The 15,259-nt window shown below is 60.9% G+C and carries 19 protein-coding genes; 8 read left to right on the forward strand and 11 right to left on the reverse strand.

Going from position 1 to position 15,259, the window contains the following annotated elements; translation table 11 throughout:
* Positions 1 to 6 precede the first annotated feature (6 nt).
* Both rpsB and DMY87_RS17885 read right to left on the reverse strand, forming a co-directional pair.
* On the reverse strand, positions 7 to 774 hold the full coding sequence (gene rpsB / locus DMY87_RS17880; RefSeq protein ID WP_110793018.1) for a 30S ribosomal protein S2: 768 nt from the start codon (positions 772 to 774) through the stop codon (positions 7 to 9).
* Positions 775 to 967: 193 nt separating this feature from the next.
* A complete protein-coding gene (locus tag DMY87_RS17885) occupies positions 968 to 1,795 on the reverse strand; it encodes a cell envelope integrity EipB family protein (protein WP_110793019.1) in 828 nt (275 codons plus the stop codon).
* 117 nt (positions 1,796 to 1,912) lie between these two features.
* On the opposite strand from DMY87_RS17885, the gene DMY87_RS17890 reads away from it, so the two are divergent.
* From DMY87_RS17890 to DMY87_RS17905, 4 genes are all read left to right on the forward strand, one after another.
* A complete protein-coding gene (locus DMY87_RS17890) occupies positions 1,913 to 2,383 on the forward strand; it encodes a RidA family protein (RefSeq protein ID WP_110793020.1) in 471 nt (156 codons plus the stop codon).
* Positions 2,380 to 3,111, forward strand: a complete 732-nt coding sequence (locus DMY87_RS17895) for a glycerophosphodiester phosphodiesterase (RefSeq protein ID WP_110793021.1) — start codon at positions 2,380 to 2,382, stop codon at positions 3,109 to 3,111. The genes DMY87_RS17890 and DMY87_RS17895 overlap by 4 nt, the downstream gene beginning before the upstream one ends.
* 23 nt (positions 3,112 to 3,134) lie before the next feature.
* Entirely contained in the window at positions 3,135 to 4,334 is a 1,200-nt protein-coding gene (locus tag DMY87_RS17900; protein WP_110793022.1) for a GNAT family N-acetyltransferase, read from the forward strand.
* 69 nt (positions 4,335 to 4,403) lie between these two features.
* Positions 4,404 to 4,823: an HIT family protein gene (locus DMY87_RS17905; RefSeq protein WP_110793023.1), complete on the forward strand. Its 420-nt coding sequence runs from the start codon at positions 4,404 to 4,406 to the stop codon at positions 4,821 to 4,823.
* A 44-nt stretch (positions 4,824 to 4,867) separates the two neighbouring features.
* On the opposite strand, the gene DMY87_RS17910 is transcribed toward DMY87_RS17905, so the two are convergent.
* From DMY87_RS17910 to cysE, 8 genes are all read right to left on the reverse strand, one after another.
* Positions 4,868 to 5,056 carry a hypothetical protein gene (locus DMY87_RS17910; protein ID WP_133253030.1) on the reverse strand — a complete coding sequence of 63 codons (189 nt, stop codon included), beginning with the start codon at positions 5,054 to 5,056 and terminating at the stop codon, positions 4,868 to 4,870.
* A gap of 92 nt (positions 5,057 to 5,148) precedes the next feature.
* Positions 5,149 to 5,478, reverse strand: coding sequence for an AzlD domain-containing protein (locus DMY87_RS17915; protein ID WP_110793025.1), 330 nt, complete (start codon positions 5,476 to 5,478; stop codon positions 5,149 to 5,151).
* Positions 5,478 to 6,257, reverse strand: coding sequence for an AzlC family ABC transporter permease (locus tag DMY87_RS17920; RefSeq protein WP_165826322.1), 780 nt, complete (start codon positions 6,255 to 6,257; stop codon positions 5,478 to 5,480). Before DMY87_RS17920 ends, DMY87_RS17915 begins: the two co-directional genes overlap by 1 nt.
* Positions 6,258 to 6,328: 71 nt before the next feature.
* Positions 6,329 to 8,812, reverse strand: a complete 2,484-nt coding sequence (gene clpA / locus DMY87_RS17925) for an ATP-dependent Clp protease ATP-binding subunit ClpA (RefSeq protein WP_110793026.1) — start codon at positions 8,810 to 8,812, stop codon at positions 6,329 to 6,331.
* Between the two features lie 9 nt (positions 8,813 to 8,821).
* Positions 8,822 to 9,169, reverse strand: a complete 348-nt coding sequence (gene clpS, locus DMY87_RS17930; RefSeq protein WP_110793027.1) for an ATP-dependent Clp protease adapter ClpS — start codon at positions 9,167 to 9,169, stop codon at positions 8,822 to 8,824.
* 242 nt (positions 9,170 to 9,411) lie between these two features.
* Positions 9,412 to 9,759, reverse strand: a complete 348-nt coding sequence (locus DMY87_RS17935) for a phasin family protein (protein WP_110793028.1) — start codon at positions 9,757 to 9,759, stop codon at positions 9,412 to 9,414.
* Positions 9,760 to 9,961: 202 nt separating this feature from the next.
* The gene (locus DMY87_RS17940) at positions 9,962 to 10,165 is read right to left on the reverse strand and encodes a DUF3126 family protein (protein WP_110793029.1); all 204 of its coding nucleotides are present in this window, start codon (positions 10,163 to 10,165) and stop codon (positions 9,962 to 9,964) included.
* A gap of 129 nt (positions 10,166 to 10,294) precedes the next feature.
* Positions 10,295 to 11,119: a serine O-acetyltransferase gene (cysE, locus tag DMY87_RS17945; RefSeq protein WP_110793030.1), complete on the reverse strand. Its 825-nt coding sequence runs from the start codon at positions 11,117 to 11,119 to the stop codon at positions 10,295 to 10,297.
* A 72-nt stretch (positions 11,120 to 11,191) separates the two neighbouring features.
* Here cysE and DMY87_RS17950 point away from each other — a divergent pair, with 72 nt between their 5' ends.
* Entirely contained in the window at positions 11,192 to 11,995 is an 804-nt protein-coding gene (locus tag DMY87_RS17950; protein ID WP_110793273.1) for an enoyl-CoA hydratase-related protein, read from the forward strand.
* A gap of 80 nt (positions 11,996 to 12,075) precedes the next feature.
* Complete coding sequence (locus DMY87_RS24425) at positions 12,076 to 12,864, forward strand: peptidoglycan-binding protein (protein ID WP_110793031.1); 789 nt, start codon at positions 12,076 to 12,078, stop codon at positions 12,862 to 12,864.
* A 6-nt stretch (positions 12,865 to 12,870) separates the two neighbouring features.
* Here the strand turns inward: DMY87_RS24425 and DMY87_RS17960 are convergent, their stop codons facing one another.
* Positions 12,871 to 13,653: an alpha/beta fold hydrolase gene (locus DMY87_RS17960; RefSeq protein ID WP_110793032.1), complete on the reverse strand. Its 783-nt coding sequence runs from the start codon at positions 13,651 to 13,653 to the stop codon at positions 12,871 to 12,873.
* Positions 13,654 to 13,819: 166 nt separating this feature from the next.
* Between DMY87_RS17960 and DMY87_RS17965 the strand changes: the two genes are divergently transcribed.
* Entirely contained in the window at positions 13,820 to 14,065 is a 246-nt protein-coding gene (locus DMY87_RS17965) for a zinc-finger domain-containing protein (RefSeq protein ID WP_110793033.1), read from the forward strand.
* Positions 14,066 to 14,090: 25 nt separating this feature from the next.
* On the forward strand, positions 14,091 to 15,254 hold the full coding sequence (locus DMY87_RS17970; RefSeq protein ID WP_110793034.1) for an FAD-dependent monooxygenase: 1,164 nt from the start codon (positions 14,091 to 14,093) through the stop codon (positions 15,252 to 15,254).
* Positions 15,255 to 15,259: the final 5 nt, after the last annotated feature.

Raw genomic sequence — 15,259 nt, forward strand, 5'->3', positions numbered from 1 at the left:
GAAGCATCAAGCTTCGGCTTCAGTCTCGAGAGCCGGCTCGATCGGAGCTTCGGCGGAGGCGCCGATGTCACGACCGGAAGAGCCCTGCTGGCGAGCGATGCCGTCGATGGCAGCGCGCGAGATCAGGTCGCAATACAGCGAGATGGCGCGCGAAGCGTCGTCGTTACCCGGGATCGGATAGTCGATGAGGTCCGGATCGCAGTTCGAGTCGATGACAGCAACAACCGGGATGCCGAGGCGCTTGGCTTCGTCGATCGCAATCTTTTCCTTGTTGGTGTCGATGATGAACATCAGGTCGGGAACGCCGCCCATGTCGCGGATACCACCGAGAGCCTTGTCGAGCTTTTCGCGCTCGCGCTCAAGGTTCAGACGCTCCTTCTTCGAATAGCCGGAGGCTTCCGAAGAGAGGATCTCGTCGAGCTTGCGCAGGCGAGCGATCGAGTTCGAGATGGTCTTCCAGTTGGTCATCATGCCGCCGAGCCAACGGGAGTTGACGTAGTACTGGGCCGAACGCTTGGCGCTGTCGGCGATGATTTCCGAAGCCTGACGCTTGGTGCCGACGAACAGAACGCGACCGCCACGAGCAACCGTGTCGGACACGACCTGAAGGGCGCGCGACAGAAGCGGAACGGTCTGGGCCAGGTCGATGATGTGGATGTTGTTACGATCGCCGAAGATGTACGGCTTCATCTTCGGGTTCCAGCGGTGAGTCTGGTGACCGAAGTGGACGCCAGCTTCGAGAAGCTGACGCATGCTGAAATCAGGCAATGCCATGCCTTTGTCTCCTTTTCCGGTTTAACCCCCGCGAAGCAAACAGCTCCCCTTGCGGGGAAGCCACCGGGCGGAAAACTCAGGATTTCTCCCTGAACTTCCCAAGCTTCGCGTGTGGAATGATGCGGCCCATACAGGGCTCACGGCATAAAATCAAGCCTTTGCGGGCAAGTTCGGGAAAGAAGCCGCGATTTGCTCACTTGCAATCGCCGTTCGGGGGGCCGAGCACTTCGAGCTTGGTCAGCTTGCCCGCCAGGACGAAGTCGCCATAGTCCAAAGTCAGGTCGCGGGTGACCCCGTTCTCGTAGAGCTTGAAGGACTGGCTATAGATCGGCAGCTGGTCACCCTTCGACTTCTCGTCGAAATAGGCGATCGAGACCGGCCAGTAGTCGCTTGTGCCGAGCGGAGCAGCCGCCTTGGCTTCCGGATCGGTGTCTGTCGATTTCTTCGCTGCGCCGACGACCGTGGTGGTGAGGAAGGTCTGGTCTCCATCCTCCGAGCCGTCGAAGATGCGGGATTCGAAGACCCGTTCACCCTTGCGGGCCCGAGCGATCACTTCCAGCATGTGTTCGGCCGGAAAACGGCTGCCCGCCAGTTCCAGCGCGCGCTGATTGGGACCGGTCAGCTCGATGGTCACCTTGTCGCCGGCCTCGGCTGCGGCCCCGCTCACATCCTTGTCCAGCTGGTCGTCGGTGAAGGACTTGTTGTCGAACCGGAACTTGCCGGCGCTCACATCCTCAAAGGTGGTCGAGCGCTGGTCCGTGACGCGCACGCCGTCGCCGACATCAATGCGGGTGACAAAACGGAACTGGGTGTTGAAGCCTTTGCAGGGCGATCCCGAAAATTCGTAGACCATGCGCCCGCGCACGCCTTCGATCCCGGAACGGTCTGAGGCTTCCTTCAAGAAAATGTCGTAGACGGCACGATGCGGCACAAGACCGATCGTCGCCGCCGAAGCCTGCCCGGCAGCCATGCCGGCGGCGAGGGTCAATGTGGCGGCGAACGCCATACGCAAAGGAAACATCGACAACCTCCTGTTGGACTCGTCGTCGATGTTATAAGAACACATCCGGCAAAAGCGAGACATGCTTTTCGTCGCCAGAGGTTTCTCACTTTATTTTCAACAGACCGGGATTTCGCCATGTCCGACACCATCGACAGCCGCCTTGCAGCGCTGGGGATTACCCTCCCCGCAGCCGCCGCCCCTGCTGCCAATTACGTCCCCTTCGTGATCAGCGGAAACCTGCTCTACCTCTCCGGCCAATTGCCGATTGAAGGCGGAAAAGTGGCGGTTCTCGGCCTCGTCGGGTCGGAGGTCGCTCTCGCAGACGCCCAGCGGGCGGCTGAACTCTGCGCCATCAACATCCTTGCCCAAGCCAAGAGCGCGCTCGGCGGCGACCTGTCGCGGATCACCCGCGTCATCAAGCTGAACGGCTTCGTCGCTTCCGCACCGGGCTTTGTCGAGCAGCACCTCGTCATCAACGGCGCCTCGAACCTGATCGCCAATGTTCTCGGCGAAGCCGGCAAGCATGCGCGGGCCGCCGTTGGCATGGCCTCGCTGCCGCTGAACGCCGCCGTCGAGATCGATGCGATCCTGGAGATCGCGCTGTGAGCGGTGTCGACTGGATCAAGGACCGACCGGTCGCCCATCGCGGCTATCACGACATGAACAAGACCGTGTTCGAAAACACGCTCTCGGCGTTCTCGCGGGCCATCGAGGCGGGGTTCGCGATCGAATGCGATATCCAGCTGTCATCGGACAGCGTGCCGATGGTGTTCCACGACCACGATCTGCAGCGTCTATGCGGGCTTACCGGCGAAGTTCGCGAGCGGACGGCGGGTGAGTTGAAGATGTTGTCGATCGGCGGCACGAAGGACAAGATCCCAACGCTCCGCCAGATGCTCGACCTCGTCAAGGGACAGGTACCACTGGTGATCGAGCTCAAGGGTATCGATGCCGAGCAGGATGACGGCTTTGTCGAGAGCGTGCTGGAAGTGCTGGAAGGCTACGAGGGCAAGGTCGCGCTGATGAGCTTCGACTATCACCTCCTGCGTGCCCTCAAACACGTCGACTGCCCCTACCCGGTCGGGCTTACGGCCGAGGGCGTCAAGCCGGACGTGCTGGCAGCCCATGAGGAAGCCATGGCGCTCGGGCTCGACTTCACTTCCTATTGCGTCGTCCATCTGCCGAACCCGTTCGTCACCGGCCTGCGTGAAAAGGGCACACCCGTGATTACCTGGACCGTCAGGGATGAAATCATGCGGGCACAGACCTATACCTATGCTGACCAGATGACGTTTGAAGGCTTCGACCCGCGCGTGGCGCCGGCCGTCGCCTGACACTGACACTGACAGGGAGATTCATGGCAGACGAGGTGACTGTCCGCATTGCAGGCTCCTTTCAGGAGATCGATCCGGCCGACTGGGCCACGCTGTCCGGCACCCCGCGTGCCGGACCCGGCTACAATCCCTTCGTCTCGCATGCATTTCTCTCGGCCATGGACGAATCCGGCTCGGCTGTCGCGCAAACCGGCTGGATGGGCCATCACCTGCTGCTGGAGGAAGGCGGACGGCTGATCGGGGCCGTCCCTTGTTATTTGAAGAACCACAGCCAGGGCGAATATGTCTTCGACCACGGTTGGGCCGACGCCTATCAGCGGGCCGGCGGCCACTATTATCCCAAGCTCCAGGCATCCGTGCCGTTCACACCTGCCACCGGGCCGCGGCTGCTAGTCAAGCGTGGCGAAGATGTGGAGCGAGTCTCCGGCCTCCTGGCCTTGGCCCTGGCCCAGGTGACGCAGAAGATCGGCGCCTCATCGGCGCACGTCACATTCCTTCCGTTAGGTGAGTTGCCTTCCCTAACGGATGCCAATTTTCTCCACCGCACCGACCAGCAGTTCCACTTCATCAATCGAGGTTATGCCGACCATGAAGCCTTCCTCGCGGAACTGTCCTCCTCAAAGCGAAAGAACCTGCGAAAGGAGCGGCGGGCAGCGCTTGAAAACGGCATCACCATCGACTGGCTGACCGGCAGCGATCTGACCGAAGACATCTGGGACCAGTTCTTCCGCTTCTATATCGACACCGGCAGCCGCAAATGGGGCCGGCCCTACCTCACCCGCCAATTCTATTCGCTGATCGGTGAACGCATGGCCGACGATGTGCTGCTGGTCATGGCCAAGCGCAACGGCCGTTATGTCGCGGGCGCGATCAATTTCATCGGATCAGAGGCGCTCTATGGCCGCCATTGGGGCTGCATCGAGGATCACCCCTTCCTGCATTTCGAAGTCTGCTATCACCAGGCGATTGATTTCGCCCTGTCGAAGGGCCTTTCCCGCGTCGAGGCGGGCGCCCAGGGCGAACATAAGCTTGCACGGGGCTATGAGCCCGTCACCACACATTCGGCCCACTACATTGCCCATCCCGGGCTTCGCCGCGCGGTCGCCGACTATCTCGAACACGAGCGGCGCGAGATTGCCCAGATGAGCGATTATCTCGGCGAGCACACGCCCTTTCGCAAAGGGGAACGGCCACCGCGCGAGGGTGAGGAATTCGACGGCTGATGGGTTTACGCCCGCTTGATGCATTGACCCTGCTGCCGTTAAGTGGCGGAACGAATCGAGGAGAGACCCATGACCGCCTATGATCCCAACAACATCTTCGCCAAGATCCTGTCCGGTGACATCCCGTCGGTGAAGCTCTACGAGGACGAGGATACGCTGGCTTTCATGGACGTCATGCCGCAGGCACCGGGGCACCTGCTGGTGATTCCGAAAAAGGGTTCGCGCAATCTGCTGGATGCGGATCCGGTGGTGCTTTCGAAACTGCTGCCGGTCGTGCAGAGGCTTGCCAATGCGGCGCAGGAAGCCTTTGAGTCTGACGGGGTCCATGTCGCACAGTTCAACGAGGCGGCGGCCGGTCAGACCGTGTTCCACCTGCATTTCCACGTGATCCCGCGCCATGACGGGATACCGCTGAAGCCGCATACGGGCGGGATGGAGAGCATCGAAGTGTTGAAGGCAAACGCCGAGAAGATCAAGGCCGCGCTGTAACGAGCCTTTTTGTCACGATACATCCTGACCGAGCGGTTGCCCGGTCAGGCGAGAAGGCCGCCGACGATCAGCAGCACCGCCGCGCTTGCGGCAACAAGGGCGATGGCACCAAGCATGCCGGGACCAGTTCCGAACCATGCTCCGCCATGGCTGCGGCCCAGATCGTCCGGGAGAACCTTGAATTTCTGCGGTGGCCCATGTTTCAGCCTGCGGAAACGCATTACCTTCGCCATTACCATTGCCTTTGATCGTTCGACGAAATCGATCTGGGGCGGCAATTGTGGCATTTCCAGCCCCAACACCAAGCTGTGATTGCGCGACAAAATCAAAGCCAGAGCAGGCCGGCACCAAGGATCGCCAGAGGAACAACGACGCCCACAAGCACCCGCTGCCCGGCGACCAGGAAAGCTGCAAAACCGAGGCTTGCCGCAGCAAGTCTCAGCCAGAGCGGCGAGGCTTCCAGTACGCCGGTCGGGAAGACGACGAGCTTTGCCGTGACGGCCATCACGAGAGCCGTTGCCACCGCCCTCACCCAATGAAGCGCCTCGGATCCCTCCTGCAACCGATTGCCGGCAACGACGCCCAGCCATCGCCAGAGGTCCGTGGCCAGCCAGCCGGCGACGAGGATCACGATAAAGGGCCAGTAGTCCACCATCAGACAACCTCCTCGGCCTGCACCACCGTTCCTGGCTCAGCGGTCGTGGAACCCTTGCCGGCCCGAATGACGAAGCGGTCGACGAGATAGGCCAGCGTGCCGCCACCGAGACCGGCTACGAGAATATCAAAGCCCGGCATGACGACAGCCAGCAGTGGGCCGGCAAGAGCGCCGATGACGAAGGCGACCTTCACCACCGACTGCCGACCGGTCGCCCAGATTGACGCAATGAAATAGGATGGGGTGAGGAAGAAAAGCAAACCGGCAACGACAGGCGGAAAACTTGCGACCAGACCATAACAGAGGCCGACAAGGAGCGTGTTGACAACCACGAGCGTGATGCCGAAGCCGGCAAAATAGGCGGTGCGTCCCTCGCGCGGAACATCCTTGATACTGCCCATGGCAAACACCCAGGCGGTAATCGCGACAAAATGCGAGAGCAGAAGCAGCAACCAGGTCTGCGTACGGCTGGTGCGCAGTTCCGGCACCAGCGAGGCCACCATCGGCATCAGCCGGATCGAGGAGAGCGTCACGGCCAGAAAGATCGCCAGAAGATTGGCGCCGCTGGTCATCGTGCCGATCAGGATCATCTTCGCCGGGAGTGCCCAGACAGTCGCCGTCATGAACATGGCCTCTGCCCTCGTGACACCCGACTGGAGCGCAAAGGCGGCGAATCCGACAAAGGAAATCATCAGGATCATCGCTGGCAGGCTGAACAGGCCGCGCATTCCGGCGAGGAACCAGCGGCTTTGGGACACGTCACGTTCGGCAGGTATCATCAGAAATTCCAGAGCGAGAAACGACAGTGCCGGGCGTTGGCCCGGCACCGTATTCATTCAGATGAAGCGCCTTACTTCTTCTTGGGTACCTTCGGCACCGCGCTGCGCTTGGATGGCGTCGGCGCTGCATCGATCACAGCAACCTCTCCGTCATCCTCCACCACGGCCGCTTTGGGGGACGGCTTGCGCTTGGCCTTGGCGAGCTTGGCCGTCGCCACTTCGGCCTCGGGCTTCGGCTTGACCGGTGCCACTTCGGACAGGCATTCGAGGTCAAGAACCTCGTCGCCTGCCTCGTCCGTCTTGATGCCGACCTTAACGACGCCACCCTTCTTGAGCTTGCCGAACAGGATCTCGTTGGCGAGCGGCTTCTTGATGTATTCCTGGATCACGCGCGACAACGGGCGCGCGCCCATCTTCTCGTCGTAACCCTTTGTCGCCAGCCAGGCGATCGCCGGTTCCGACAGGTCGAAGGTGACGTTGCGTTCCGAGAGCTGCGCCTCAAGCTGCATGACGAACTTCTGCACGACCTGGTGGATGACGTCGGTCGGCAGCGGGGCAAACGGGATCGTCGCGTCGAGACGGTTGCGGAATTCGGGGGTGAACAGGCGGTTGAGTGCCTCTTCATCTTCACCGGTCCGCTTCGACGAGCCAAAGCCGATGGCCGATTTTGCCATTTCCGACGCGCCCGCATTGGTCGTCATGATCAGGATGACATTGCGGAAGTCGATCTTCTTACCGTTGTGATCCGTCAGCGACCCATGGTCCATGACCTGCAGCAGGATATTGTAGATATCCGGATGGGCCTTCTCGATTTCGTCGAGCAGGACCACGCAATGCGGGTGCTGGTCGACACCATCGGTCAAGAGGCCGCCCTGGTCGAAGCCGACATAGCCGGGAGGTGCACCGAGCAGACGCGATACCGTATGCCGTTCCATGTATTCCGACATGTCGAAGCGCAACATCTCGACGCCGAGCGACGCCGCGAGCTGCTTTGCCACTTCCGTCTTGCCGACGCCGGTCGGGCCGGAGAAGACGTAGGAGCCGATCGGCTTGTTCGGCTCGCGCAGACCTGCACGGGCGAGCTTGATGGCAGTCGAGAGCGCCTCGATCGCCTTGTCCTGGCCGTAGACGACCGAGCGCAATTCCTTCTCCAGGTTGGCGAGCACCATCTCGTCGTCCTTGGATACGGTCTTCGGCGGGATCCGGGCCATCGTCGCGATGGTGACCTCGATCTCCTTCTCGGTGATCAGCTTGCGGCGCTTCGATGCCGGCAACAGCATCTGGGCCGCACCCGTCTCGTCGATGACGTCGATCGCCTTGTCCGGCAGCTTGCGGTCGGAGATGTAGCGGGCTGACAGTTCGACAGCCGACTTGATCGCCTCGTTGGTGTAACGCAGCTTGTGATAGTCTTCGAAATAGGGCTTGAGCCCCTTCATGATCTCGATCGCATCATCGATCGACGGCTCGTTGACGTCGATCTTCTGAAAGCGACGGACGAGCGCCCGATCCTTCTCGAAGAACTGGCGGTATTCCTTGTAGGTGGTCGAGCCGATGCAACGGATCGCGCCCGAGGAGAGCGCTGGTTTCAACAGGTTCGACGCATCCATGGCGCCGCCCGAAGTGGCACCGGCGCCGATCACCGTGTGGATCTCGTCGATGAAGAGAACCGCTCCAGGATAGTCTTCCAGTTCCTTGACGACCTGCTTCAAGCGCTCCTCGAAGTCACCGCGATAACGCGTGCCGGCAAGCAGGGTGCCCATGTCGAGCGAGAAGATCGTGGCATCGGCCAGCGCTTCCGGCACCTTGCCTTCCACGATGCGCTTGGCGAGGCCCTCGGCGATCGCCGTCTTGCCGACGCCGGGATCGCCGACATAGAGCGGGTTGTTCTTCGAACGGCGGCACAGGACCTGGATGGTGCGGTTGACCTCGTCGTGGCGGCCGATCAGCGGATCGATACGGCCGGTCTTGGCCTTTTCGTTCAGGTTGACGCAATAGGCCTTGAGTGCCTCCTGCTTGCCCTTGGAAGCGCCCTCCTCCGGTTCGCGGCCGGAAGCCTTGGCGCCTTCGGGTTCACCATCCTCGGCGCCGCGTGCCGGGCGAACCTGCGAAGCACCGGGGCGCTTGCCGATACCATGGGAAATGTAGTTGACCGCATCATAGCGCGTCATCTCCTGCTCCTGCAGGAAGAAAGCGGCATTGCTCTCGCGTTCGGCGAAGATGGCGACAAGCACGTTGGCGCCGGTCACTTCCTCGCGACCGGAGGATTGTACATGGATGACCGCCCGCTGGATGACGCGCTGGAAGCTCGACGTCGGCTTGGAATCCTCGTCATAACCCGTGATCAGATTGGCCAGATCGTTGTCGACGAAGTCCAGAACCGTCTTGCGCAGCGTGTCGAGATTGACGTTGCAGGCGCCCATGACGGCTGCCGCATCGGCGTCGTCGATCAGGGCCAACAGCAGATGTTCGAGCGTCGCATATTCGTGGTGGCGCTCATTGGCGTAGGTCAGGGCCTGGTGCAGCGCTTTTTCGAGGCTGGGGGAAAATGTTGGCACGTCTGATCCTCACTTCTTTTCCATGACGCATTGAAGCGGATGTTCATGCTGCCTGGCGAAATCCATCACCTGTGAGACTTTTGTTTCGGCGACTTCGTAGGTGAAGACTCCACACTCACCCACGCCATGATTGTGAACATGCAGCATGATGCGAGTGGCAGCTTCCCTGTCCTTTTGAAAAAAGCGCTCCAGGATATGGATCACGAATTCCATCGGGGTGTAGTCGTCGTTCAGAAGCAGTACGCGATACAAATCAGGCTTCTTCGTCTTCGGCTTGGTGCGCGTGATGACCGAAGTGCCCTTGTTGGCACTGTCCCCGTCACGCTGGCTCTGCATGAAGACCGGCTTGGCGATCATTTCAGTTCATTCTCCGTTGTCCGGCCGGTTAGCCGTTACGCATCGGTACGGACGAACACTCAGCACAGTAAGGTAGTTCATAATTCGGTGATTTTAAGCCCCCCGAACGACCGTGACGACGATTTGTCCCACGGGGCGGAAAACCAAGGAAATTCGAACCAACAGGTTATACCAGCAAGCAAAAATGACAAGACCGGCCGCGCAGGGCGCGGCCGGTCTCGCATGGTACACGCAAGCTTGGATCAGGCTGCCGTGGCGACCGGCGTCAGCGCACGGCTGAACGGCGCTTCATAGGGCTTGTACAGCGTCTTGGCGAGTTCGGCATACATTTCGCCGATCTTGGTCGCTTCGGCAACGAAGCTCTCGTAGGAGGACTTGAGATAAGACGACTGCAGTTCAAAGGCGGCTTCGGCACTCTTCACCGAGGTCAGCGCTTCGACATAGGAGGCCATGTCCTGGAAGGACTTCTTCGAGTAGTCGGTCGCCTCGGTCGCGATCGACTGGAAACCCTTCGTGATCTCCGAATAGTTCTTCATCATCGCGTCCATGGCTTCTTTGCTCTTCTTGCTGGCTTCATCAATATTGAACATGTGATCTCACTCCTCTACGCCTCATATCAGTGAAGAATAAGATAGCAGCCGCACAAAATCCGTCAAGGGAAATTGTGCGATGCACAATTACCAGGGGTTGCATTTCCGTTTAAAAAAAGGGCCGCCCAGCAACAGGCGACCCTATGATGTTGACGGCACAACGAGATTCCGTCGCGGTCTCAACCTTTGGCTTCAATCGCGATCAAAGATCGACGTCGAGGATGGCCATCGAAAAATTGTAGGACAGTTCGCCGTCCTCTTCGTCCCGGAAGACGACGCCCAGAAACTCTTCCCCAACGTAGACTTCGGCCGAGTCATCCTTACGCGGGCGGGCCTTGACGGCCATCGAGGGGTTCAATGTCCGCTTGAAATAGGCGTCGAGCTTCTTGATCTCATCAGGCTTCACACTGGATCTCCATCGGATGTTTTTGAATTGCGCCGCTTGTGCCACGGCTTTTCCGCCGCTGTAAAGACGCAAAGGAAGGATTGACCGGCCCGCCAGACATATCAAATCGGAATTTGCGACCGGGCGCGATCAGTCGACTGAAACGATCATCTGGTCCATCGAGCGCGCCGGTTCCGCGCAGCCGGCCTCTCCGACGACCCGCGCAGGCACACCAGCGACGGTCGTGCAGCGTGGCACCGGCTTGAGCACCACCGAGCCGGCAGCAATGCGCGAGCAGCTGCCGACTTCGATATTGCCAAGCACCTTTGCCCCGGCCCCAATGAGAACGCCGTCGCCGATCTTCGGATGCCTATCGGCACCCTCCTTGCCCGTGCCGCCCAGCGTCACGCCATGCAGGATCGAAACATTGTCACCGATGCGGGCGGTCTCGCCCACCACCAGCCCCGTGGCATGATCGAGGAAGATCCCCTTGCCGATGCGCGCTGCGGGATTGATGTCCGTCTGGAATATGTTCGAGGAACGGCTCTGGAGGTAGAGAGCAAAATCGCGGCGGCCGTTGTTCCACAGCCAGTGCGCCAGCCGATGGGTCTGAATCGCGTGGAAACCCTTGAAATAGAGGACCGGCTCCATGAAACGGGTGCAGGCAGGGTCACGGTCATAGACAGCCTGGATATCGACGCGAAGGATCGCCGTCCATTCCGACCAATCGGCCATCATGGACTCGAAAGCCTGGCGCAGCACGATGGCCGGCAGGTCGGAGTGGTCGAGCCGCTCGCAGATGCGATAGATGACGCAATCCTCGAGTGAACGATGGCTCAGGACCGTCGCATGGAAAAATGCAGCCAGCATGGGGTCTCGTTCCGCAGCCAGACGCGCCTCCTGGCGCAGACTGTCCCAGATCGGGTCCATCGACGTGACAATTTCGTTCTTGAGAACGTCGTTGTGTGCGACCATTGCCGGTCTCCTCGTTCATGCTTGAATGGCATTATATATCCGAACCCTTTCCGAACTCAAATGGGGACCCGCATGAAACGTTCCAAGGCATTCGCGAATGGTCAGATCGAGGCGACCAGTGGAGACGGCATTGGCCTGTTGCAGATCGTCAATCCAATGCGAAAGAATGCGGTGACCGCAGCAATGTGGCGGGCCATCCCGGAAGCGCTCCACTGGCTGCATGCTGACGCTGCGGCGCGGGTGATCGTGCTGTCCGGCGCCGGCAGCAGGGATTTCAGCGCGGGCGCAGACATTTCGGAATTTACCGAATTACGCAAGGATGCTGCGACGGCGCGAGTCTACGAAGCGTCCAACAGCCGCGCCTTCGCGGCGATCCGCGAGGCCCCAATCCCTGTCATCGCGGCCGTGCGCGGCATTTGTTACGGTGGCGGGTTCGGACTTGCTGCGGCCGCCGATCTGAGGATCGCATCCGAGGAAGCGCTGTTTGCCGTCCCTGCTGCTCGGCTCGGCCTCGCCTATCCCGCCGACGCCGTCCAGGATTTCGTTCGCGGCCTTGGAAGCCAGATGGCTCGGCGGGCGCTGTTTACCGGAGGAAGTCTCACGGCGCAGGAACTTTTCGCCTGCGGTTTTCTGAGCGAAGTGACGTCTCCGGATGCACTCGAACGACAGTCTCTGGCCCTGGCCGAAGCCATTTCCCAGAATGCGCCCCTCTCCCTTCGGGCCTCGAAGCTTGCGCTGAGGGCAGTCGAACTCGCGGATGAAGACATGTTGCGCGAAGCGGAGATCCTTGGCGCCCAGACCTTCGACAGCGCAGACTATCGTGAAGGGCGCGCCGCCTTTGCCGAGCGCCGGCGCCCGGTGTTCAAAGGTGAATAATACACCTATGGGTTGCGGTTGATTTGTTTACAGTTCGCGTTCAGGGCGTAGCATTCTCCCAGAGACAGGGAGGTGCCATCATGTCGTGGATCAGTGATACGCAGCCTTTGACGCAGAGGGAAACGCTCAACGGGGACATTCTGCCCCTGACCAACAATCTCATGCTTCGCGTTCTCGGGAATCCCCGCGGGAACTACGACCAATCCTGCCAGTCCGTCACCCACCCGGTGATCCGCAAGCTGATCGTCACCGAAAGCGTCGGTCCCTTTAAAGTTACAGGACTCAAGCCTGCGGTGGATCAATTGCGGTCCGCCCTCACCGACCTACGGACCGAGATGCCGGAAATCTACGCCGTATTGGGCTCTGCCGGCATGCTGTGCGTCAGATATGTTCGGGGAAGCAAATCTTCGATCAGCAACCATTCTTGGGGCTGCGCCATCGATTTCACCCTCGAAGGCAAACTCGACACCCGCGGCGACAACAGAGCGCAAAAGGGCCTGATCGCCATGCATCCGATCATGAACAGGCACAATTTCTTCTGGGGTGCCGCCTTCAAGACGGAGGATTCCATGCATTTCGAGATCAGTCGGCAGCAATTGCTCGCCTGGCACCGGGATGGGGCATTCGGAGAACCGCAGGAACTGCCGCAAGAGGCTCACAGGTTCTCGATCGGCGACCGTGGACCCGAAGTCGAATGGACACAGCAGCGCCTCAACATCCTAAGCGGCTTCGACGTTGACGAGGATGGCATTTTCGGCCCGGCGACACGCGCGGCGGTCATCGAATTTCAACGCCAGCACGGGCTGACGGCAGATGGTGTCGTGGGGCCGAAAACGATGGAAGCCTTGAAGAATGCGCCGACGCAGTGACTGCACCTACCGCGCCTGAGCGGCGTAGAATTCCAGCACCGCTTTCTTGAACACCCGGTCGCCGACGGCCAACATGTGGTCGCGGTTCGGAATATCGAGCGCGGCGGCATGGGGCATGAGGGCCGCGAGTTCCGCCGCCGAGCCAGCAATATCGTCCTTGGTCCCGACGCCGATCAGGGTGGGTATGTCGACCTTGGCGATGTCCTGTCGCGACACGAGGTCCCGCGAGGTGCGAATGCAGGCGGCGAGCGCCAGCCGATCAGAACCAGTCTGGTCGGCAAAGGCTCTGAACATCCGCCCGCGCTCATGCGTCACGTCATCCAAAGACGGCGCGAGCAGAGCATCGGCGATCGGATCCCAATCGCCCACGCCGTCGCACATGCCGATGCCGAGACCGCCGAAGACCAGAGTTCGAACACGATCGGGGTGTTCGACCGCCAGGAATGCCGAGATGCGCGCGCCCATGGAATATCCCATGACATGGGCGTCGGGCAGGCCGAGATGATTAAGAAGGGCTGCCGCATCTCCGGCCATTGAGCTTGGATGGTAGACCTCCGGATCATGCGGCTTGTCACTCGCGCCGTGACCGCGATTGTCGATGGCAATGACGCGGTAGCCGGCATCACCCAATGTCCGCAACCAGCCCGGATAGACCCAGTTGACGCTTGCCGACGAGGCGAACCCATGGATCAGCAAAACGGGTTCGCCCGTGGGATCGCCATCGTCAAAATAGGCAAGCTCCAGATCGTCGTTGCGAAAACGGGAGAAATTCGGTGCGTCGAGATTCATGCTGACATCCTGCAGGGGCTGGGCCGGCAACCTTAGTGATTGTGCCGCTGACATCAATTGCCGCAGGGGGATTTTCTGTGGGTCCAACCGCGCATTGGCTCTACACATTTGCATACGGGAGCGTTATGGTCCGGCGCAAAATCACGAGCATTTCGCGGAGTTTCCCATGGCCGGTCACAGCATTCCCCATTTCCAGAACGACGGCGGTCACCTTGTGATCGAGATCGGCGTCAAGGAATTCATGTGCACCGGGGCATCCTCGCCCTTCGACCATCCGCATATCTTCATCGACATGGGGCACGACACCGAAAAGGTCTGTTCCTACTGCTCGACGCTCTACCGCTACAACCCGGCGCTCAAGGCCGAGCAGACGAACCCGCCGGGCTGCGTCTTTCACGTGAAGGCGGCGTAAGCGGCGTCACGATCGGCATCACCTCATGTCCATCATGCACGCCACCATCGTCGGAGCCGGGGTGGCGGGCCTGACGACTGCGCTCTCGCTCGCTGCCAAGGGGATTTCGAGCGATATCATCGAGCAGGCCCCGCAACTGGGCGAAGTCGGGGCAGGACTTCAGCTCTCGCCCAACGCCACACGCGTTCTCGCCGCCTTGGGTGTGCTTGCCGAAATCGAACGGCAGTGGCTCGAGCCACGCAGCATCCGCCTCGCCTCCGGGATCGATCTTCGCAGCCTCGCGGATCTGCCGGCGGGAGACTTCGCCCGCAATCGCTGGCGCGCGCCTTATGGCGTGCTTCATCGCTCGACCTTGCAGCAAGCCCTGCTTCGGGCGGCGCTGAACGAACCGCTTTGCAAGCTTCACCTCGGACACCGCATCGACGGCGTGGGTGCGGATGCGCTGGCGCATGTCACGGGTCGGAGACCCGACCTCGTCGTTGGTGCTGATGGAGCCTGGTCGGTTGCGCGCGACGCCGTTGCCGGGGCGCCCAATGTCAGCTTTTCCGGCAACATCGCGTGGCGCTTCACCGTCGCGTCGGCGGACGCGCCAGCCTTTCTGTCGCGCAGTGGCGTGACCGCCCATCTTGGCCCGAGGGCACATCTCGTCAGCTATCCGCTGAACGAGATCGACGGCTTCAACCTCGTGGCCATTGCGGCCGGCGCCAGAAGCGACGAAAGCTGGGCCCTCCAGGCCGATGCCGCTCGACGCGCCATGCTGCTCGAACAGTTCTCCGGCTGGCACCGGGATATCCGGACCGTCCTGGCCGGCGCTGAAAACCCGACCTTCTGGCCGCTGTACCAGGCCTCGGAGGGGCGCTGGCAGAATGGACGGGATACGGTGCTCATCGGCGATGCGGCCCATGCCATGATGCCGTTCTCCGCCCAGGGAGCCGCCATGGCCATCGAAGACGCCTTCAGCCTGGCCCACCATGTCTCACGCACCGCCCTGCCCTCGGCTCTCTCAAGCTTCGAGACGGAGCGCAAGGCACGCGCGGCACGCGTCAAGGCACGGGGCGATTTCAACCGCTTCGCCTATCATGCACGCGGTCCCGTCCGTATCGCTCGCGACCTCGTGCTGTCATTGCGGTCACCCGAGAAACTCGCCGCCGATCTCGACTGGCTTTATGGCCACAAAATCGACGGCTGAGGCTT

This window comes from Peteryoungia wuzhouensis, from assembly GCF_003205195.1.
GTDB lineage: Bacteria > Pseudomonadota > Alphaproteobacteria > Rhizobiales > Rhizobiaceae > Allorhizobium > Allorhizobium wuzhouense.